The 21,806-nt window shown below is 56.0% G+C and carries 14 protein-coding genes; 11 read left to right on the forward strand and 3 right to left on the reverse strand.

Going from position 1 to position 21,806, the window contains the following annotated elements:
* Positions 1-213: 213 nt before the first annotated feature.
* Together murB and birA are read left to right on the forward strand one after the other, a co-directional pair.
* Positions 214-1,242 carry a UDP-N-acetylmuramate dehydrogenase gene (gene murB, locus IM282_RS21425; RefSeq protein ID WP_023307159.1) on the forward strand — a complete coding sequence of 343 codons (1,029 nt, stop codon included), beginning with the start codon at positions 214-216 and terminating at the stop codon, positions 1,240-1,242.
* A complete protein-coding gene (birA, locus tag IM282_RS21430) occupies positions 1,239-2,201 on the forward strand; it encodes a bifunctional biotin--[acetyl-CoA-carboxylase] ligase/biotin operon repressor BirA (protein ID WP_192970809.1) in 963 nt (320 codons plus the stop codon). Before murB ends, birA begins: the two co-directional genes overlap by 4 nt.
* Positions 2,202-2,234: 33 nt before the next feature.
* Here the strand turns inward: birA and bcsG are convergent, their stop codons facing one another.
* Genes bcsG through bcsE form a run of 3 tightly spaced genes read right to left on the reverse strand, consistent with a single transcriptional unit; the run spans position 2,235 to position 5,660 of the window.
* Complete coding sequence (gene bcsG, locus IM282_RS21435) at positions 2,235-3,914, reverse strand: cellulose biosynthesis protein BcsG (RefSeq protein WP_023298844.1); 1,680 nt, start codon at positions 3,912-3,914, stop codon at positions 2,235-2,237.
* Complete coding sequence (gene bcsF / locus IM282_RS21440; protein ID WP_022649733.1) at positions 3,907-4,101, reverse strand: cellulose biosynthesis protein BcsF; 195 nt, start codon at positions 4,099-4,101, stop codon at positions 3,907-3,909. Before bcsF ends, bcsG begins: the two co-directional genes overlap by 8 nt.
* Positions 4,098-5,660, reverse strand: coding sequence for a cellulose biosynthesis c-di-GMP-binding protein BcsE (gene bcsE / locus IM282_RS21445; protein ID WP_045309207.1), 1,563 nt, complete (start codon positions 5,658-5,660; stop codon positions 4,098-4,100). The genes bcsF and bcsE overlap by 4 nt, the downstream gene beginning before the upstream one ends.
* 174 nt (positions 5,661-5,834) lie before the next feature.
* On the opposite strand from bcsE, the gene bcsR reads away from it, so the two are divergent.
* The 9 genes from bcsR to IM282_RS21490 all read left to right on the forward strand — a co-directional run bounded on the left by bcsR (position 5,835) and on the right by IM282_RS21490 (position 21,695).
* Positions 5,835-6,023, forward strand: a complete 189-nt coding sequence (bcsR, locus tag IM282_RS21450) for a cellulose biosynthesis protein BcsR (protein ID WP_022649731.1) — start codon at positions 5,835-5,837, stop codon at positions 6,021-6,023.
* Between the two features lie 11 nt (positions 6,024-6,034).
* Positions 6,035-6,787: a cellulose biosynthesis protein BcsQ gene (gene bcsQ, locus IM282_RS21455; protein WP_023298843.1), complete on the forward strand. Its 753-nt coding sequence runs from the start codon at positions 6,035-6,037 to the stop codon at positions 6,785-6,787.
* Complete coding sequence (gene bcsA, locus IM282_RS21460; protein ID WP_022649729.1) at positions 6,784-9,399, forward strand: UDP-forming cellulose synthase catalytic subunit; 2,616 nt, start codon at positions 6,784-6,786, stop codon at positions 9,397-9,399. Before bcsQ ends, bcsA begins: the two co-directional genes overlap by 4 nt.
* A gap of 10 nt (positions 9,400-9,409) precedes the next feature.
* Positions 9,410-11,833 carry a cellulose biosynthesis cyclic di-GMP-binding regulatory protein BcsB gene (gene bcsB, locus IM282_RS21465; RefSeq protein WP_071785220.1) on the forward strand — a complete coding sequence of 808 codons (2,424 nt, stop codon included), beginning with the start codon at positions 9,410-9,412 and terminating at the stop codon, positions 11,831-11,833.
* A gap of 6 nt (positions 11,834-11,839) precedes the next feature.
* A complete protein-coding gene (gene bcsZ, locus IM282_RS21470) occupies positions 11,840-12,946 on the forward strand; it encodes a cellulose synthase complex periplasmic endoglucanase BcsZ (RefSeq protein WP_192970811.1) in 1,107 nt (368 codons plus the stop codon).
* On the forward strand, positions 12,928-16,410 hold the full coding sequence (gene bcsC, locus IM282_RS21475) for a cellulose synthase complex outer membrane protein BcsC (RefSeq protein ID WP_192970810.1): 3,483 nt from the start codon (positions 12,928-12,930) through the stop codon (positions 16,408-16,410). Before bcsZ ends, bcsC begins: the two co-directional genes overlap by 19 nt.
* 120 nt (positions 16,411-16,530) lie before the next feature.
* Entirely contained in the window at positions 16,531-18,537 is a 2,007-nt protein-coding gene (hmsP, locus tag IM282_RS21480; protein WP_046620413.1) for a biofilm formation regulator HmsP, read from the forward strand.
* A 159-nt stretch (positions 18,538-18,696) separates the two neighbouring features.
* Complete coding sequence (dctA, locus tag IM282_RS21485; RefSeq protein WP_022649724.1) at positions 18,697-19,983, forward strand: C4-dicarboxylate transporter DctC; 1,287 nt, start codon at positions 18,697-18,699, stop codon at positions 19,981-19,983.
* Positions 19,984-20,204: 221 nt separating this feature from the next.
* Positions 20,205-21,695 carry a pitrilysin family protein gene (locus IM282_RS21490; RefSeq protein ID WP_022649723.1) on the forward strand — a complete coding sequence of 497 codons (1,491 nt, stop codon included), beginning with the start codon at positions 20,205-20,207 and terminating at the stop codon, positions 21,693-21,695.
* The last annotated feature ends 111 nt before the right edge of the window (positions 21,696-21,806 follow it).

Below are 21,806 nucleotides of genomic sequence, written 5' to 3' on the forward strand. Positions count from 1 at the left end.
TGCCGAACTCAGAAGTGAAACGCCGTAGCGCCGATGGTAGTGTGGGGTCTCCCCATGTGAGAGTAGGGAACTGCCAGGCATCAAACAAGTGAAGAGGCCATCCGAAAGGATGGCCTTTTTGCGTTTCTGCACCTGCTTCCTTTCCATAAACTAATCACCCATCCCTTCGTATATACGGTAAACTATCCCGGTTTTTGCATCAGGATAGCGTCTATGAATCACTCCCTTAAGCCCTGGAATACCTTTGGTATTCAACGGAATGCTAATCAAATTGTACGTGCCGACAGTGCTCAGCAGTTGCTGAATGCCTGGCAAAACGCAACAGAAAACGGTGAACCCGTACTTATTCTGGGCGAAGGAAGTAATGTCCTGTTTCTCGATGATTTTGCGGGGACGGTAATCGTTAATCGCATCATGGGGATTGAGCGTAAAGAGAGCGCTGACAGCTGGCATTTACACGTGGGTGCTGGCGAAAACTGGCACCATCTGGTGCAATATACCCTTGAAAAAGGGATGCCCGGACTGGAAAACCTGGCCCTCATCCCGGGCTGTGCAGGATCATCTCCTATTCAAAACATCGGTGCCTACGGCATTGAACTGAAACACGTCTGCGAATATGTCGACTGCATCGAACTCGCGACCGGAACGGCGAAGCGTTTGACCGCAGAGCAGTGCCGCTTTGGCTATCGCGACAGCATTTTCAAGCACGACTATCAGGATCGTTTTGTCATTGTGGCCGTTGGCCTGCGTCTGGCGAAAGCATGGAAACCCGTTCTGACTTACGGCGATCTGGCCCGTCTCGATCCGGCTACCGTCACACCGCGTGAGGTTTTTGATTCCGTTTGCCACATGCGAATGACCAAGCTACCGGACCCGAAAGTTAACGGAAATGCGGGCAGTTTCTTCAAAAATCCGGTGATCGGCAGCGAAAATGCGAAAGCGTTTCTCGCAGGCTGGCCAACGGCCCCGCATTATCCTCAGGCGGATGGCAGCGTAAAGCTGGCCGCAGGCTGGCTTATCGATCAATGTGAATTAAAAGGTACTACGCTTGGTGGCGCTGCTGTTCATCGTCAGCAGGCGCTGGTACTGATCAACCAGTCCAACGCGACAAGTGAGGATGTCGTCAACCTGGCGCACCATGTTCGCCAGCGTGTGGGCGAAAAATTTAACGTCTGGCTGGAGCCTGAAGTTCGCTTTATTGGCCGAACGGGCGAAGTGAATGCCGTGGAGACCATTGCGTGAAGGACAATACTATTCCGTTAACTCTCATCGGTATTCTTGCTGATGGCGAGTTTCATTCTGGCGAGCAGCTGGGCGAACAGCTGGGCATGAGCCGCGCTGCCATCAATAAACATATTCAAACGCTCCGCGACTGGGGCGTGGATGTGTTTACGGTACCGGGAAAAGGCTACAGCCTGCCGGAACCAATCCAGTTACTGAATGAAGAGATCATCCGCAGCCAGATTGGACACGGTAACGTCGCGGTATTGCCGGTCATTGATTCGACGAACCAGTATCTGCTGGATCGCCTGAGCGAGCTGAAATCCGGTGATGCCTGCGTTGCCGAGTACCAACAGGCAGGACGTGGCCGCCGGGGGCGTAAGTGGTTTTCGCCATTTGGCGCCAACCTCTACCTTTCCATGTACTGGCGGCTTGAACAGGGGCCAGCTGCGGCCATCGGGCTGAGCCTGGTCATCGGCATTGTGATGGCAGAGGTGCTGCACGATCTGGGTGCCGATCAGGTGCGGGTAAAATGGCCCAACGATCTGTATCTCAACGATCGAAAGCTGGCGGGGATCCTGGTCGAACTGACGGGAAAAACAGGCGATGCCGCACAGATCGTCATTGGGGTGGGGCTGAACATGGTGATGCGAAACGTGCAGAACGATGTCGTGAACCAGGCCTGGACCAACCTGCAGGAAGCGGGGATCACCATCGATCGCAATACGCTTGCCGTCCGCATGATCAATGAGTTGCGTAGTTCGCTGACGCTCTTTGAACAAGAGGGGTTAGCGCCATTCCTGTCCCGCTGGGAAAAGCTGGATAACTTTATTAACCGACCGGTGAAGCTGCTGATTGGGGATAAAGAGATTTACGGCACATCACGCGGCATTGACGCGCAGGGCGCGTTGCTGCTTGAACAGGATGGCGTGATTAAGCCCTGGGTGGGCGGTGAAATTTCGTTACGAAGTGCAGAGTAACCCTCTCCCCACAGGGGGAGAGGGTGTAGCAGGTCACTGCGGATACGGCACCCAATCCCCGGCATTCAGTCGGACATAAGGCTTATTCTGATACTGGATCACCACCGCATTGGCGTTTTCCGATACCTCCGCCGTCTGCGGCAGCCCGCTGGTGAGCTGATCCCAGTTCACGCTATCTTCCACAAACAGCTTACCGTCTACAGCGCGAGCAACCAGTTCCGAGATGGCCAGATAGCTGCTTGGCTGGGTGATCTCAACTGGCGCGCCCTGATGCGGTGCCTTCATGCCAAAGAACTTAATCCCGGCCGGAACGTTTGTGATGGACGGGCTTGGGATATCGCGCAGACCAGACACCTGCATCCTGTCGCCTTTCAGCGCTCCACCATGTTCCGGGACCACCACCACCATCACTTTACGACCTGATTTTTCCAGCTCGTTAAAGAACGCGTTCAGCTCGTCAAAGAACTTCTGCGCACGGGCCTTGTAATCGGCCGTTTTGCTTACGCCCGGATAATGGTTCCCGTCGTGAAGCGGCAGCGTATTATAGAACGTCGCGCTACGCGTCCCTTCCTCTTTACCGACGGTGTCAAACCAGCGCTGAAGTACGGCGGTATCGTCATAGACCGGCGAGCCATCGAAGCCCAGTAACGTCACTGGCAGCCCTTTCTGGTCCATCAGTGGGGCCTGCATGCCACCCTGTTCACGCACTTCTTTCAGGAAGTTACCGAACTGACCGTTATGGCCCATCATCAGGTGTTGGGTAAAGCCCAGTTTTGCCAGGTTATCAAACAGGTAACACTGGTTAGCTGCCGGCTGGTAGAGGTTCTTATGCGAGGGCTGCCCACAGCTCGCGCGCAGCAGGCGGATAGCCGCTGGGCCGCTGTACGACGTGGCCGAGTTGAAGTCTTTGAACTGAATATCGAAATGCGACCACAGCGGGTGCGACATCAAACCAGCCGCGTCAACGTCAGCCCAGGACAGAGAACAGATGTTAATGACCAGCAACTCAAACGGCTGAGCATCAGCAGGCAGCGCGTCCGGGAATTTCGTCTGACGCTTATCTTCCGCAGCGTAAAAACTGGAGAGCCACGCGTTCAGGTTCGTAGATGTCGGCGGCGCCGTCTGCGCTGGAATATCCCCAACCACAGGCGTATCCCCTGCTGTCGCGACGGTAGCGGCGGCGGAACCGCCCGTGGTGGTTACGGTTGTCGTCGGCTGACCGGCTGGCCACAGCGAGAAGCTCGGGCCCGTCAGCGTCAGTACGTTTAGCCAGATCATAATCGCGACGACAAACACCGTCACCCGGATCCACTGAGACAGGAACAGCCAGGCAACCAGCAGGACAAATACCGCGCCAATCATCTGCCAGTTAATAAAGCGCTCAACCAGATCGAGCATATAGTCCGCACTGAAACCTGCGACCTGGGAACCCTGGCTCATAATGCTTTCGGGGCCGGGTAGCCAGGTATCATGCCAGAACAGGGCGAAACCGATAGGGATAGCAATCCAGTGACGTATACGGTGCAGCCTGAGATTCGGGATTGGCATCAGCAGGAATGCCATAAACACCAGATTAAGCAGCGGGTGGAAATTAAGATAGCCTGCCCACAGCAGACCAAACTTCACCAGAAAGTAGAAATTCCAGCCGGACAGACCGCGCCAGTATTGCCAGAGTGGCGATGGCGCTGAAGAGGTATAGGTAGAATTAGTCATGTTTTCGGTTTGCCTTGACGTTTGAAGCGCGAGTCAGTGTTCCGGCGGGTTTAATATAGCGAGGTTTGACGAACAGTAATCTGATCGTATCGCGAATACGGCGCAGGGAATGGCGTGCATAGTAGCCAAGCGGCAAAAAAATCAGCGCGCACAGAACAACCAGTTGGATGATATCGCTGATATTCATAATGGAACGCTCTCCTTGTTCTCATCCATTAAGCGTAGCGGCTCAGGAACCCGACGCCATACGTGCCCATCATGTTTCGCGTTCAGAACCGGTTTGGCACCACTTGTTACAGGCAACGGTTTGGCCCATTTTTCAGGTGCCAGGGCTCGCATCTGGACAAGCTCAGCGCTGATCAAATTATCTTCAAACCAGACCATGCGGTTCGAGAAAATATCCCCGGTAGGCAGCGGGAAGATATGGTTCAGGGCGGTATCCAGATCGTTCACCCGACAGAAGGAGAGGAACAGCACCAGGCGATTATCGCCAATGGTCATGATATCCCCGATACGATTAGGGCGGCACAAGGTGAGCGCCTGCTCAACGCGAATGCCCGGCACAGGACGCAGGGCAACCATCACCCCTTTTCCGTCTGCCGGTAAAAGCGTATTGCTCATCATGTTGCCCACCGCATCGCAGAAGGTGTCCCATTTCTGGTAGCCGCGCAGTTTCATCGGCTGCGTCATTGAAAGCAGGGTGCTGATATCTTCCGGAACATATCGATTAAACTGCTGGCCCTGAATGCTTTCGATCAGCGTCAGACAGCGCGACAGGGGAGCATTCCAGGGAATGACCATATTCGCGCCGCAGCCCAGTAATAAGCGCTCATCGGTGGCGCGCAGGCTGGTATTATTTTCACGTACCACGATTTTTAACGCGCTGCCGCGCTGGCGACGTAATGTGTGAATGTGCCGTGCCAGCGTTTCGATTTGGTTATTCTGGATCAACGAGAAGATAATGGTCGCCGCCTGCGTGGTGCGCGCCTCATCAAATAAGGCCTCGTTAGTTTCGAACAGTGACCAATGCTCAGACAGTGCAGGCGCACCTTCCAGTACCGCAATATGACTCAGAACGCGCTTTTCATCACTGCGTGGCTGAACCACCGTCTCTTCCTGTTGAGCAAGATGCCACTCGTCCCCGACATTTTTGAGGGTAAGCTGCTGTCGGGAGCTCACCCCTTTTTCATTGCACCAGAAAGCCACGTCGTAAAGATGGCTGTCAGTCTGGACACGAATACTGGCCAGGCCATAGAGGAAACGGTATTCACTCATTAAAAGTGAAAAAAGTTTGTCGTTATTACTGCCCGGGTTAACAACCAATAAGGTGCAATTTTGATTTTTTGCCCATCTGCTGATTCTTCCCAGCCATTTCAGCAGTTTTTCAGACGGGATATTTTGTAGACCGTTTTGAGAACATTTAAGAATCAGTAAATAGTGTTCAGGAACAATAGAGCACTGAATATCGCGGGGCAAAAAGTATAAACTGTCGGCCTCCGCTGGCATGGAAAATAATCGTACTGTCTGGGGTCCACGGTCAGTTTCGAGCCTGATGATTGACTTTGGCTCATCGCCCATCGTAATGACGGCCACGCGGTAATCCTTACCCTGCGCCGCTATCGTCTGGTTTACCAGACTGATGGCATCTTCATTACGATCCGTATTAACCCACCAGACTCCTCCGACTGGCATGTGGCGCAATTCGTCCCATAATGACTGGATGCCAATAGAAAATATGGAGTCCACGGTGTCCCTCTTTTCGTCGAATTTCTATGTCTCTCAGTTTACTAGCGAAAGCGTAGAAATAAACCTAACATTGAAATTAAAGAACATCAGATTTAGCATGTAAATGAAATTTCGTGGGCAGGACGCCTCGCTGCATCTGAATCTTATGATTTTACTCAAAGGGATGAAATAAGAATGCAAAATAACGAACCCGCAACTCCAGTCGACCCAAGCCTGGGTTACACATTCCAAAACGATTTTCTGGCGCTCACGCAGGCTTTTTCATTGCCTGAAATAGATTACACCGATATTTCCCAGCGGGAACAGTTGGCTGCGGCTATTAAACGTTGGCCGTTATTAGCTGAGTTTGCCCAACAACAATAAGGAAGCCATTGATGGCCGTACTAGGATTACAGGGCGTCCGTGGTGGAGTGGGTACAACTTCCGTAACCGCGGCGCTGGCGTGGTCATTACAGGTTTTAGGTGAATCAGTACTGGTTATTGATGCCTGCTCCGATAATTTGCTGCGCATGTCATTCAATGTCGACTTTACGCATGAAAACGGCTGGGGGCGCGCGCTTCTGGACGATAAAGACTGGCGGGATGCGGGTTTGCGCTATACCTCCCAGCTCGATTTGCTTCCCTTTGGTCAGATGACGGAAACCGAACGCGGGAATGAAGCTGCGTTTCAGCGCCTGTTCTCTCGCTTCACCACCGCTTTGCAGAGTCTGAAAGAGAGCGGACACTATCAGTGGATCCTGCTGGACCTGCCGCACGGCGCCGCGTCGCTGACCCGCCAGCTTCTGTCGCAGTGCGACCATGTGCTCTCCATTGCGAACGTAGATGCGAATTGTCATATCCGTCTGCATCAACAGGCAATGCCTGCCAATGCCCATATTCTGATTAACGATCTGCGCATTGGCAGCCAGATCCAGGACGATCTGTACCAGGTCTGGCTCCAGAGTCAGCGCCGCCTGTTGCCAATGGTTATTCATCGTGACGAAGCGATGGCGGAGTGCCTCGCTTCCAAACAACCGCTTGGGGAGTACCGTAGTGATTCACTGGCGGCAGAAGAGATCCTGACGCTGGCCAACTGGTGTCTGCTGCACTTTGCGAAACGGCCGGAGCCTGCCGGGAGTTCAGTATGAGCCGCCTGACCAACTGGTTGCTCATCCCGCCGGTCAGTTCGCGCTTAAGTGAACGCTACCGCCATTACCGTCATCACGGCGCCTCATCGCTGAGCGCTGCGCTGGGCTGCTTATGGATGATTCTGGCGTGGATGTTCATCCCCCTCGAACATCCACGCTGGCAACGTATTCGTGCGCGCCACGGTGAACTCTATCCGCATATCAACCCTGACAAGCCGCGTCCGCTCGATCCCGCGCGCTACGCTATACAGTCCATCTGGCTTCTGGCGACCTCAACGGGTGCGGAGAAAAAAACGTCCCGCTGGCGCAGCTTCGATCGCGTGCAGAACTTACGTGAACACTATCACCAGTGGCTTAACCGGCTACCCGACCGGGTTGGCGATAGAACAGGTCATTTAGATAATCACAAAGAGCTCGGGCACCTTCACCCGGGCTTACGGCGTTTTATTCTCGGCGTGGTGGTGGTGTTCTCGCTCATACTGGCGCTGGTCTGTATTACCCAGCCCTTCAACCCGCTGGCACAGTTTACCTTCCTGATCCTGCTGTGGGGCGTGGCTCTGCTGGTGCGGCGCATTCCGGGGCGTTTTTCTGCCCTGATGCTGATCGTGCTGTCGCTGACCGTTTCCTGCCGCTACATCTGGTGGCGATATACCTCAACGCTGAACTGGGACGATCCGGTCAGCCTGGTGTGTGGGTTAGTGCTGCTGTTTGCTGAGACCTACGCCTGGATCGTGCTGGTGCTGGGTTACTTCCAGGTTATCTGGCCGCTGAATCGACAGCCGGTGCCGCTGCCAAAAGACACGACCCAGTGGCCAACGGTGGACCTCTTCGTGCCGACCTACAACGAAGACCTGTCGGTGGTGAAAAACACCATTTACGCCGCGCTGGGTATCGACTGGCCGAAGGATAAAATCAAAATCTGGATCCTTGATGACGGTGGCCGCGCCGAGTTCCGCCAGTTCGCGGACGAAGTAGGGGTCGAGTACATCGCCCGTACCACGCATGAACACGCTAAGGCCGGTAACATCAACAATGCGCTGAAATATGCCAAAGGGGAGTTCGTCTCTATTTTCGACTGCGACCACGTGCCAACGCGCTCGTTCCTGCAAATGACCATGGGCTGGTTCCTGAAGGAGAAAGAGCTGGCGATGATGCAGACGCCGCACCACTTCTTCTCACCGGACCCGTTTGAACGTAACCTCGGTCGTTTTCGTAAAACCCCGAACGAGGGCACACTGTTCTATGGTCTGGTGCAGGACGGGAACGACATGTGGGACGCAACATTCTTCTGCGGCTCCTGTGCGGTGATCCGCCGTAAACCGCTGGATGAAATTGGCGGGATCGCCGTCGAGACGGTCACGGAAGATGCGCACACTTCGCTGCGTCTGCACCGTCTTGGCTATACCTCCGCCTACATGCGCATTCCTCAGGCGGCGGGGCTGGCCACGGAATCCCTGTCGGCGCACATCGGCCAGCGTATTCGCTGGGCGCGTGGCATGGTGCAAATTTTCCGCCTCGATAACCCGCTGATGGGTAAAGGACTGAAACTGGCGCAACGGCTGTGCTACGTCAACGCCATGTTCCACTTCCTGTCGGGTATTCCACGGCTTATCTTCCTCACTGCGCCGCTGGCGTTCCTGCTTCTTCACGCTTACATCATCTATGCGCCTGCGCTGATGATTGCCCTGTTCGTTCTGCCGCACATGATCCACGCCAGCCTGACGAACTCGAAGATTCAGGGGAAATATCGCCATTCGTTCTGGAGTGAAATCTACGAAACGGTGCTGGCCTGGTATATCGCGCCGCCAACCATGGTGGCGCTGATTAACCCGCATAAAGGGAAATTCAACGTCACCGCGAAGGGCGGGCTGGTGGAAGAGGAGTATGTCGACTGGGTGATCTCCCGGCCCTATATCTTCCTGGTGCTGCTGAATATTGTGGGCGTGATTGTTGGGGTCTGGCGCTACTTCTACGGCCCGGAAAACGAAATTCTGACGGTCTTCGTGAGTATGGCGTGGGTGTTTTATAACCTGATTATCCTCGGTGGCGCGGTGGCGGTATCAGTGGAGAGCAAACAGGTTCGCCGCGCGCATCGCGTCGAAATCAGCATGCCAGCGGCCATTGCCCGCGACGATGGACATCTCTTCTCCTGTACCGTACATGACTTTTCGGATGGCGGTCTGGGTATCAAGATCAACGGTCAGGCGAAGGTGCTTGAGGGGCAGAAGGTCAACCTATTGCTTAAGCGCGGCCAGCAGGAGTATGTCTTCCCGACGCAGGTGGTGCGTGTGAGAGGAAATGAAGTGGGTCTGCAACTGATGCCGCTGACTAAAAAGCAACACATTGATTTTGTGCAGTGTACGTTTGCCCGCGCGGATACGTGGGCTCTCTGGCAGGACAGCTTCCCTGAGGATAAGCCTCTGGAAAGCCTGCTGGATATTCTTAAGCTGGGGTTCCGTGGCTATCGTCACCTTGCAGAATTTGCCCCGTCGTCGGTGAAATTAATTTTCCGGTCACTTACTTCACTGGTTTCCTGGGTCGTGTCGTTCATTCCGCGTCGACCTGAGCGAGATGAAGCGAAGCAGGCGGACCCGGTTATGGCTCAACAATGATGATAACGCGATGAAAACAAAACTTTCCTGGTTATGTGCAGTGGCAATGGGGATGAGTGCGCTCCCTGCAACAGTGGCTAACGCGGCGCCTGATAACGCAGCGACCACACCCGCGCCAACGGTGCCTGTCGTCGCGCAAGCGACCGATCCGGTAGTGACGGCGGCGCCGGGGCAGACGGAAAACGTCGTCCCGAATCAGCCGACGACGGGGAATACGCTGCCCGCCGACAACCCGGTGGTTGGGCAGGTTATGCCTGGCGTGCCGGGAGCCAGTGCACCGGTGGTTGCGGAAAATACGCCGTCGCGTGACGTTAAGCTGACGTTCGCCCAGATCGCGCCTCCTCCGGGCAGCATGGTTCTGCGCGGCATCAACCCAAATGGCGGTGTCGAATTCGGTATGCGTAGCGATGAAGTCGTGTCGAAAGCGATGCTCAACCTGGAATACACGCCATCGCCGTCGCTGCTGCCGGTGCAATCCCAGCTTAAGGTCTATCTGAATGATGAGCTGATGGACGTCCTGCCCGTCACCAAAGAGCAACTGGGTAAGAAAACCCTGGCTCAGGTGCCGATTAACCCGCTGTTTATCACCGACTTTAACCGCGTGCGTCTGGAATTTGTCGGCCATTACCGCGATGTCTGTGAAAACCCGGCCAGCAGCACCCTGTGGCTGGATGTTGGTCGTAACTCTTCGCTTCAGATGACCTATCAGCCGCTGGCGTTGAAAAACGATCTCTCCGCCTTCCCGGTGCCGTTCTTCGACCCGCGTGATAACCGTCCACTGAACCTGCCAATGGTGTTTGCGGGCTCTCCTGATGTGACCGAACAGCTGGCGGCCTCTATCGTGGCATCCTGGTTTGGTTCCCGCTCCGGCTGGCGTGGCCAGAGTTTCCCGGTTATGTACGACAAAATGCCGGACAAAAACGCGATTGTGTTTGCCACCAACGCCAAACGCCCGGCATTCCTGCGGGACCATCCAGAGGTGAAAGCGCCCACCATCGAGATGATCAGCCATCCCGACAATCCGTACGTGAAGCTGCTGGTGATCTTCGGGCGTGATGATAAAGATCTGGTGCAGGCGGCAAAAGGCATTGCGCAGGGCAATATCCTGTTCCGCGGTAATAGCGTCGTGGTGGATGAGGTGAAACCGCTGCTGGCACGTAAGCCTTATGATGCGCCGAACTGGGTCCGCACCGACCGCGCGATTACCTTCGGCGAGCTGAAAACCTATGAAGAGCAATTGCAGTCAACCGGGCTTGAACCTTCTCCTGTCAGCCTGTCGCTGAACCTGCCGCCGGATCTCTATCTGCTGCGCACCAACGGTATTGATATCAACCTGAACTACCGTTACACCGCGCCGGTAACCAAAGACAGCTCGCGCATGGATATCAGCCTCAACAACCAGTTCCTGCAATCCTTCAGCCTGACCAGCAGCCAGGAGACAAACCGGTTGATGCTTCGTCTGCCTGTATTGCAGGGGCTGCTGGATGGCAAAACCGATGTGTCGATCCCGGCGCTGAAGCTCGGTGCGGTGAACCAGCTGCGGTTTAACTTCCAGTACATGAACCCGATGCCGGGTGGATCGGTGGAAAACTGTATTACCTTCCAGCCGGTGCAAAACCACGTGGTGATTGGTGATGATTCCACAATCGACTTCTCGAAGTATTACCACTTTATCGCGATGCCGGATCTGCGTGCGTTTGCTAACGCCAGTTTCCCGTTCAGCCGCATGGCTGATCTCTCTGAATCGATTGTCGTGATGCCAAAAGCGGCCAACGAAGGCCAGGTTGCCACGCTGCTGGACACCATGGGCACCGTCGGGGCGCAAACCGGCTTACCGGCTATCAACGTGACGGTGACGGATGACGGTAGCCAGATCCAGAACAAAGATGCCGATATCATGGTCATCGGCAACATTCCGGACAAGCTGAAAGACGAGAAGCGCGTCGATCTGCTGGTGCAGGCGGCTCAGTCATGGGTCAACACGCCGCTGCGTCAGACCGAGTTCCCAAGCATCATGCCGGACAGCGGCGATCGTCAGGCCAATATCAGGACGACCGTAAGCTCAACGGGTCCGATGGCTGCGATTGTCGGCTTCCAGTCTCCGTATAACGACCAGCGCAGCGTGATCGCCCTGCTGGCGGACAGCCCGCGCGGCTATGAGCTGCTCAACACGGCCATGAACGACAGCGGTAAACGGGCGGCAATGTTCGGTTCCGTCTCGGTGATCCGTGAGTCGGGGGTAAACAGCCTGCGCGTGGGGGATGTCTACTACGTCGGTCATCTGCCGTGGTTCGAACGCCTGTGGTACGCCCTCTCTAACCACCCGGTGCTGCTGGCCGTGCTGGCTGCGCTCAGCGTTGTATTGCTGGCGTGGGTATTGTGGCGTCTGCTGCGAATCATCAGCCGTCGTCGTCTTAACCCGGACCATGAGTAAGCCGTGATGAAAATCTTTCGCGGGTGTGTAGTCGCAGCGTTGATGCTGGCGGCGGCGAATCTGCATGCCGCCTGTCGCTGGCCTGCCTGGGAGACGTTCAAGCAGGATTATATGAGCGAAAGTGGGCGCATCATTGATCCCAGTGACGCGCGCAAAATCACCACCTCCGAAGGGCAAAGCTATGGACTGTTCTTTGCCCTGGCAGCAAACGATCGCAAGACGTTTGATCTGCTGCTGACATGGACGCGCGATAACCTTGCCGAGGGGGATTTAGCCCAACATCTCCCGGCGTGGCTATGGGGAAAAAAGGACGACAACACCTGGGCGGTTATCGACCCTAACTCCGCGTCCGATGCCGATATCTGGATTGCCTGGTCGCTGCTGGAAGCCGGGCGGCTGTGGAAAAATCCCGATTACACGCGCACGGGTAAGGCGCTGTTGACGCGCATTGCCAGTGAGGAAGTGGTGAAGGTGCCGGGGCTGGGTTCTATGCTGCTGCCGGGTAAAGTCGGTTTTGCCGAAGAGAGTGTCTGGCGCTTCAACCCCAGCTACCTGCCGCCGCAGCTTGCGAGCTATTTCACCCGTTTCGGCGCACCGTGGACAACGCTCCGTGAAACCAACCTGCGTCTGCTGCTGGAGACCGCGCCAAAAGGATATTCCCCGAACTGGGTGAAATACCAGAAAAAGGGCGGCTGGCAGTTGAAGCAGGATACGACCCTGATCGGCAGTTACGATGCGATTCGCGTCTATCTGTGGGTAGGGATGATGAACGATAACGATCCGCAAAAAGCCCGGCTACTGGCGCGTTTCAAGCCCATGGCGACCACCACAATCAAACAAGGCTTACCGCCGGAAAAAGTGGACGTAGCGACCGGGAAACGTACCGGAGATGGGCCGGTAGGGTTTTCTGCCTCCCTGCTTCCATTTTTACAAGAACGGGACGCGCAGGCGGTGCAACGCCAGCGTGTCGCCGATCGTTTTCCCGATAACAATGCTTATTACAGCTACGTTCTGACCCTCTTTGGACAAGGGTGGGATCAGCATCGTTTTCGTTTCACCGCGCAAGGTGAATTACTACCGGATTGGGGCCAGGAATGCGCACGTTCACACTAAATCTACTCGCCTTATCGCTTGGCCTGGCGCTCATGCCCCTGGCCCAGGCCGCCAACTCCCCGCAGCAGAGACAGCTGCTGGAACAGGTTCGTCTGGGGGAATCCACCCAGCGTGAGGATTTGGTGCGCCAGTCGCTCTATCGCCTTGAGCTGATCGACCCCAACAACCCGGACGTGATTGCCGCTCGCTTCCGCTACCTGTTACGACAGGGGGATACGGCGGGCGCGCAAAAAGAGCTGGATCGCCTGAAAGGAATAGCACCCGATTCCAGTGCGTACCAGTCCTCCCGTACGACCATGCTGCTCTCCACGCCGGATGGTCGCCAGGCCCTCCAGCAGGCTCGTCTGCTCGCCACCACCGGGCACACGCAGGAAGCTATTGCCGCGTATGACAAACTGTTTGACGGTAATCCGCCCAGCGGCGACATCGCGACGGAGTACTGGAACGTGGTGGCGAAAGAGCCTGCCCGCCGCAATCTGGCCATTAATCAGCTGAAGAAAATCAACGCCAGCAGTCCGGGCAACGCCCCGCTACAGGCTTCGCTGGCGCAGCTTCTGTTCCAGAGCGGACGTCGTGATGAAGGGTTTGCGGTGTTACAGGAGATGGCCAAATCGAACAATGGCCGCAGTCAGGCGTCGGACATGTGGTACCAGCAGATCAAAGATCAGCCGGCCAGCAGCGCCAGCGTTACCGCGCTGCAACAATACCTGAGCGTGTTCAGCGATGGCGATAACGTGACGGCGGCGCGCGCCCAGCTTGAAGCGCAGCAAAAACAGCTCGCCGATCCGGCGTTTCGCGCCAAAGCCGAAGGGTTAGCCGCAGTGGATGCCGGGCAGGGCAGTAAAGCGGTAACGGAGTTGCAGAAAGCAGTCAGCGCCAACCACGCCGACAGTGAAGCCGTAGGCGCGCTGGGGCAGGCCTATTCGCAGAAAGGCGATCGCGCCCGCGCGGTTGCGCAGTTTGAAAAGGCGATCGCCCTCGATCCGCAGAGCGACAACCGGGGCAAATGGGACAGCCTGCTGAAGGTTAACCGATACTGGCTGCTGATCCAGCAGGGTGATAACGCCCTGAAAGCCAACAAGACAGCCCAGGCGGAACGCTATTATCAGCAGGCGCGCAACATTGACAATACGGACAGCTACGCGGTACTGGGGCTGGGTGACGCGGCGGCGGCGCGGAAAGATAACGACGCGGCTGAACGCTATTATCGCCAGGCATTGCGGATGGACAGCGGCAACAGCAACGCGGTACGCGGTCTTGCCAATATTTATCGCGAGCAGTCTCCGGAGAAGGCGACGCAGTTTATTCAGTCGCTCTCTGCCAGCCAGCGCCGCAGCATTGATGATATTGAACGTAGCCTGACGAACGAGCAGCTCTCGGCTCAGGCTGAACAGCTGGAAAGCCAGGGAAACTATGCGCAGGCCGCAGAAATTCAGCGCCGACGCCTTGCGCTTTCCCCGGGCGACGTGTGGATCACCTACCGGCTATCACGCGATCTGTATAGCGCGGGTCAGCGCAGCCAGGCGGATAACCTGATGCGTCAGCTGGCAAGCCAGAAACCGGGCGATCCGGATCAGGTTTACGCCAGCGGGCTGTACCTGTCCGGTAACGATCGGGACCGGGCCGCGCTGGCGCATCTGAACACGCTGCCGCGCGACAAGTGGAACGGCAACATCCAGGCGCTGGCGGACCGCCTGCAAAGTAACCAGGTGCTGGAAACCGCCAACCGCCTGCGCGACAGTGGAAAAGAGCAGGAAGCGGAAGCGCTGCTTCGCCAGCAGCCCCCGTCCACCCGTATTGACTTAACGCTGGCAGACTGGGCTGAACAGCGTGGCGATCACGAGGCCGCGAAAACCGCCTACAACACCGTCCTGCAACGGGAACCGCAGAACGAAGACGCAATTCTCGGCCTGACCGAAGTCAATCTTGCTCAGGGCAACAGGGACGCCGCTCGCGCTGAGCTGGCGAAACTGCCCGCGGCACAAAACGGCGAACCGCTCTCCCTCAATATGCAGCGCCGGATCGCCATGGCGCAGGCCGGTCTGGGCGATTCAGCCGCGGCAGAAAAGACCTTCAACACCATTCTTCCGCAGGCAAAATCGCAGCCGCCTTCTATGGAAAGTGCGCTGGTGATGCGTGATGCCGCCCGCTTCCAGGCACAAAATGGTCAGCCTCAGCAGGCGCTGGACACCTGGAAGGATGCGATGGTCTCATCTGGCATCACAACGACTCGTCCAACCGATAACGACAGCTTTACGCGGCTCACGCGTAACGATGAGAAAGATGACTGGCTGAAGCGCGGCGTGCGCAGCGATGCAGGCGATCTTTATCGTCAGCAGGATCTGAACGTCACGCTGCAACACGACTACTGGGGATCCAGCGGCACGGGGGGCTATTCCGACCTGAAAGCGCATACCACTATGCTCCAGGTGGATGCGCCGCTATCGGATGGCCGCATGTTCTTCCGTAGCGATCTGGTCAATATGAACGCCGGTTCCTTTGACACCAATAACGGAACCTACGATCCGACATGGGGTACCTGCGCCGAAACGCCATGTCACGGCAGCACGAACCAGTCGGCCAACGGCGCCAGCGTGGCAGTCGGCTGGCAGAACAACACCTGGGCGTGGGACATCGGTACTACGCCGATGGGCTTCGACGTGGTCGATGTGGTGGGCAGCCTGAGCTACAGCAACGACTTGGGGCCGATTGGCTACACCCTGAACGCCCATCGTCGTCCGATTTCCAGCTCTGTGCTGGCCTTCGCCGGGCAAAAAGATCCCAATACCGACACCACCTGGGGCGGCGTGCGTGCTACCGGTGGCGGCGTGAGCATGAGCTACGACAAAGGCGAAGCTAACGGGATCTGGTCAAGCCTGAGTGCCGACAGCCTCACCGGGAAGAATGTCGAAGATAACTGGCGGGTCCGCTGGATGACCGGCTATTACTACAAGCTTATCAATCAGAACAACGAGCGTCTGACGGTCGGCGTGTCCAATATGCTCTGGCATTACGATAAAGATTTAAGTGGCTATTCGCTGGGCCAGGGCGGTTACTACAGTCCCCAGGAGTATGTGTCGTTCGCCTTACCGGTGAACTGGCGTAAACGCACAGAGAACTGGTCATGGGAGCTGGGCGGTTCCGTCTCATGGTCCCATTCAAAAACAAAGGATGTGATGCGTTATCCGTTGCAGGGGCTGATCCCGGACAATGAGCCAGGCCGTTATACCGATAAAGGTGTGATGGGAACCGGAAGTAGCTCGTCAGGGACGGGTTATACCGCAAGGGCGATTGTTGAACGCCGTGTGACGTCCAACTGGTTTGTCGGTCTGGGCGTCGATATTCAGGAAGCGAAAGACTATACCCCGAGCCATGCGTTGCTCTATGTTCGGTATTCTGCCGCAGGCTGGCAGGGTGATATGGACTTACCGCCGGAACCGCTGGTGCCTTATGCAGACTGGTGATCGGATTTTTGCTTAATCTAATTGTAAGTCTCTCTTAAAAGTGCAGCTATCGGGTATACTCGGGCGCACCAGGTTTACGCCCTGGTGCGCCCTGCGCTTCGAGTTTTGTGGAGAGTCATTTTGCGTGTCAGCCGTTCCTTAACGATCAAACAGATGGCGATGGTGTCTGCCGTCACAATGCTGTTTGTCTTCATCTTCTGCGTCATTTTGCTGTTTCATTCCGTACAGCAGAATCGCTATAACACGGCTTCGCAACTGGAAAGTATTGCCCGCTCGGTGCGGGAACCCCTGTCGGCCTCGATCCTGAAAGGGGATATCCCCGAGGCGGAATCCATCCTGAAGCGCATTCAGCCCGCCGGTATCGTGAGCCGCGCCGACGTCGTGCTGCCGAACCAGTTCCAGGCGCTGCGGATGAGCTTTATCCCGGAGCGTCCCGTCCCGATGATGGTGATGCGCCTGTTTGAACTGCCGGTGCAGATTTCCCTGCCTCTCTATTCCCTGGAAAGACCGGCTAACCCGCAGCCGCTGGCCTATCTGGTGCTACAGGCGGACTCGTACCGCATGTATAAATTCGTCATGAGTTGGGTTGCTACGTTAGTGACTACTTACTTACTTTTGACCTTAATGTTGAGCGTGGCGCTGACGTGGTGCATCAACCGGTTAATTGTGCATCCGTTGCGCCGCATAGCCCGGGAGCTGAATGACCTCTCTCCGCAGGAGCATATGGGGCATCAGCTTCCCTTGCCGCGTCTGCATCACGACGATGAAATCGGCATGCTGGTCCGCAGTTACAATATCAACCAGCAGCGTGTCCTGCGTCAGCAGGAAGAGGTCAGTAATAACGCCACCCGTTTCCCGGTTTCCGACCTGCCAAACAAAGCGTTTTTAATGGCCCTGCTGGAGCAGACCGTCGCTCGCCAGCAGACCACCGCGCTGATGGTGATTGCCTGCGAGACCTTGCAGGACACGACGGGCGTGCTGAAAGAGAGCCAGCGCGAGATGCTATTACTGACGCTGGTGGAAAAAATCAAATCTGTGCTGGCGCCGCGCATGGTACTTACCCAGGTCAGCGGCTATGACCTGGTGGTGATTGCGCACGGTGTAAAAGAGCCGTGGCACGCTATTACGTTAGGTCAGCAAGTACTCACTGTCATAAATGAGCGGCTACCCATTCAGGGTATCCAGCTACGCCCAAGTGCCAGCATTGGTATCGCAATGTACTACGGTGGTCTGACCGCCGAGCAGTTATACCGTCGGGCTTTCTCAGCAGCGTTTACCGCGCGCCGAAAAGGCAAAAACCAGATCCAGTTCTTTGATCCAGAGCAAATGGAAAAAGCCCAGCAGCGCCTGACGGAAGAGAGCGACATTCTGACGGCGATGGACAATCGCCAGTTTGCGCTCTGGCTACAGCCGCAGGTGGATTTGCGCACGGGTGAAGTGATCAGCGCCGAAGCGTTGCTGCGCATGCAGCAGCCGGACGGCACGTGGGAGCTGCCTGAGGGGATGATCGAACGTATCGAGTCCTGCGGCCTGATGGTCACCGTCGGATACTGGGTGCTGGAAGAGTCGTGCCGCCAGCTTGCGGCCTGGCAACAACGGGGCATCACGCTGCCGCTGTCGGTGAATCTTTCTGCGCTACAGCTGATGCACCCGACTATGGTGCCGGATATGCTCGAGTTGATCCATCGCTACCGCATCCAGCCCCACACGTTGATCCTGGAAGTCACCGAGAGCCGTTGTATTGACAATCCTGACGACGCTGTCGCCATTCTGAAACCGCTGCGTAATGCCGGGATCCGCATTGCGCTTGACGATTTTGGTATGGGGTATTCCGGCCTGCGTCAGCTCCAGCACATGAAAACCCTGCCGGTGGACGTCCTGAAAATCGACAAAACCTTTGTGAAAGGGCTGCCGGAGGATTGCAGCCTGGTGCAGGCCATTATCCAGATGGCGCACAGCCTGAACCTGCACGTGACTGCCGAAGGTATTGAGGCCGAAGCCCAGCGCGAGTGGCTGGCTGCGGCGGGTGTGGAGAGCGGTCAGGGCTTCCTGTTTGGCCGCGCCGTGCCGACGGATACCTTTGAGCGACGCTATCTCGCCGACGATGGCAATAACGCAAAAGTGTAATTTTGTTGCTGGCTTGTGCGAGCCAGCTCAAAGTTCTTAACATTTGTGTTTCAAATTTGAACCCCGTTTATTTCTGTCCTGTTATGTGGGTGTTATTTTAAAGCCGCAGGTTAACCATAACCTTACAAAGCCTGTAGTTATTCTTTCCAGGGACACCCTATGAAAACCTCACTCTTCAAAAGTCTTTACTTCCAGGTCCTGACAGCCATCGCCATCGGTATTCTGCTCGGTCACTACTACCCGGAGCTGGGCGCGCAAATGAAACCGCTTGGCGACGCGTTCGTTAAACTCATCAAAATGATCATCGCGCCGGTCATCTTCTGTACCGTGGTGACCGGTATCGCTGGCATGGAAAGCATGAAGGCGGTCGGGCGTACGGGGGCGGTTGCCCTGCTGTACTTCGAGATTGTCAGTACCATCGCGCTGATTATCGGCCTGATTATTGTCAACGTGGTACAGCCTGGCGCGGGCATGAACGTTGACCCGGCCACGCTGGATGCGAAAGCGGTGGCGGTTTACGCTGAACAGGCGAAAGATCAGGGGATTGTTGCCTTCCTGCTGGACGTGATCCCGAGCAGCGTGATTGGCGCGTTCGCCAGCGGAAATATCCTCCAGGTACTGCTGTTTGCCGTGCTGTTTGGCTTTGCCCTGCACCGTCTTGGCAGCAAAGGTCAGCTGATTTTTAACGTCATTGAAAGCTTCTCGCAGGTTATCTTCGGCATCATCAACATGATTATGCGTCTGGCCCCGATTGGTGCCTTTGGCGCGATGGCCTTCACCATCGGGAAATACGGCGTCGGCACGCTGGTACAGCTTGGCCAGCTGATTATCTGCTTCTACATCACCTGTATTCTGTTTGTGGTGGTGGTGCTCGGCTCCATCGCTCGTGCGACCGGCTTCAGCATCTTCAAATTTATCCGTTACATTCGTGAAGAGCTGCTGATTGTCCTCGGCACATCCTCTTCTGAGTCCGCGCTGCCGCGTATGCTCGATAAAATGGAAAAGCTGGGCTGCCGTAAGTCAGTGGTGGGGCTGGTTATTCCTACGGGCTACTCCTTTAACCTGGACGGCACCTCGATTTACCTGACGATGGCGGCGGTCTTTATTGCTCAGGCCACCAACAGCCACATGGATATCTTCCATCAGATTACGCTGCTGGTCGTCCTCCTGCTCTCCTCGAAAGGGGCGGCGGGCGTAACGGGTAGCGGATTTATCGTGCTGGCGGCCACTATCTCAGCGGTTGGCCATCTGCCGGTGGCGGGTTTGGCCCTGATCCTCGGTATCGACCGCTTTATGTCTGAAGCCCGCGCGTTAACCAACCTGATTGGTAATGGTGTGGCGACGGTTGTGGTGGCGAAGTGGGTAAAAGAGCTGGATCACAAGAAACTTAACGATACGCTGAATAATCGCACATCTGAGGACAAAACCCCCGGTTTATCCTCTTAATCCCTCATAAATGCCCGTATTCCCTTGTGGGGATGCGGGCACCTGCGCATAATAACCGCTCATACCTGTCATATTTCGACAAAATTTTTTTGGGTATATTTCGCTTCCGCCCGTGACGTTTAGCCGAACACGCTGTCTAATCGGAAGGTTTTCATCGTCATCTTTGAGTGCTCACGTCGCGAGACACTCTCTTTAACCAGGAATGTTGATCAGGGGTTCACATGCAGGGCACAAAAATTCGACTCTTAACCGGCGGTTTGCTGATGATGGCAGCAGCCAGTTATGTGCAGGCAGATGCGCTCCAGCCAGACCCGGCCTGGCAACAGGGAACACTGGCGAACGGATTCCAGTGGCAGGTGTTATCCACTCCGCAACGTCCGAGCGATCGCATTGAAATTCGTCTGGCTGTGAATACCGGCTCCCTCACTGAAAGCACCCAGCAGACCGGCTTAAGCCATTTTATTCCTCGACTGGCGCTCACCCAGAGCGGCAGTTTGCAGGCGGTTCAGGTGCGTTCTTTATGGCAACAGGCCATCGATCCTAAACGTCCGCTGCCCCCGGCTGTGGTCTCCTATGACTACACCATGTTTAATCTGAGCCTGCCCAACAACCGTAACGATCTGCTTAAAGAAGCGCTGACCTATCTTTCCGATGCCACCGGCAAACTGGCGATTACGCCTGAGACCGTAAACTATGCGTTGAGCAACAGCGACATGGTGGCGACCTGGCCGACGGATACCAAAGAAGGCTGGTGGCGCTACCGCCTGAAAGGGTCCACGCTGCTTGGACACGACCCGGCAGAACCGCTGAAACAGCCGGTGGATCCAGAGCAGGTGAAATCTTTCTACCAGCAGTGGTACACCCCGGATGCCATGACCCTCATTGTAGTGGGCAACGTGGACAGCCGTGCGGTGATAGAGCAGATCAACAAAGCCTTTGGCGATCTAAAAGGGAAGCGTGAAACGCCCGCCCCTGTTCCTACTTTGTCCCCGCTGCGTCCTGAGACGGTCAGTATCATGACGGATACCGTGCGTCAGGATCGTCTTTCGATGATGTGGGATACCGCCTGGCAGCCGATCCGCGAGTCCTCGGCGCTGTTGCGTTACTGGCGTGCGGACCTGGCGCGTGAAGCGCTGTTCTGGCATGTTCAGCAGACGCTCAGCAAGAACAACGTGAAAGACATTGGTCTGGGCTTTGACTGCCGCGTGCTGTTCCAGCGCGCCCAGTGCGCCATTAACGTCGAATCGCCGGGTGATAAGCTGAATGCCAATCTCGGCGTGGTGGCGAAAGAGCTGGCTAAAGTGCGTAAAGAGGGCCTGTCTGAAGAGGAATTTAACGCGCTGGTGGCGCAGAAATCCCTCGAATTGCAGAAACTTTTTGCCACCTATGCCCGCGCCGATACCGATATCTTAATCAGCCAGCGCATTCGCTCCTTACAGAATCAGGTCGTGGATATCGCGCCGGAGCAGTATCAGAAATTGCGTCAGGATTTCCTGAACGGTCTGACCGTGGAGATGCTGAATCAGGATCTGCGGCAGCAGCTGTCTCAGGATATGGCGTTGATTCTGTTGCAGCCGAAAGGTGAGCCGGAATATGACATGAAAGAGTTAAAGGCCACCTGGAACGCCATCATGGCGACGCCGTCGCAGCCAGTACAGGCGGCGGCCGATGATTTGCACCAGGATGCGAGCGATATTCCGCAGGGCCAGTAAGGCCCTGCGTTCCCTCTCCCTGTGGGCTGAGGGATTTTATGCAGAAGCAATAAAGTTGCTTTCTAAATGACTGAGGGCTGTCAGCGATGCCCTGGTCCGGCTGTAAATCGC

This window comes from Enterobacter cloacae complex sp. P29RS (assembly GCF_014893445.1).
Classification (GTDB): Bacteria; Pseudomonadota; Gammaproteobacteria; order Enterobacterales; family Enterobacteriaceae; genus Enterobacter; species Enterobacter intestinihominis.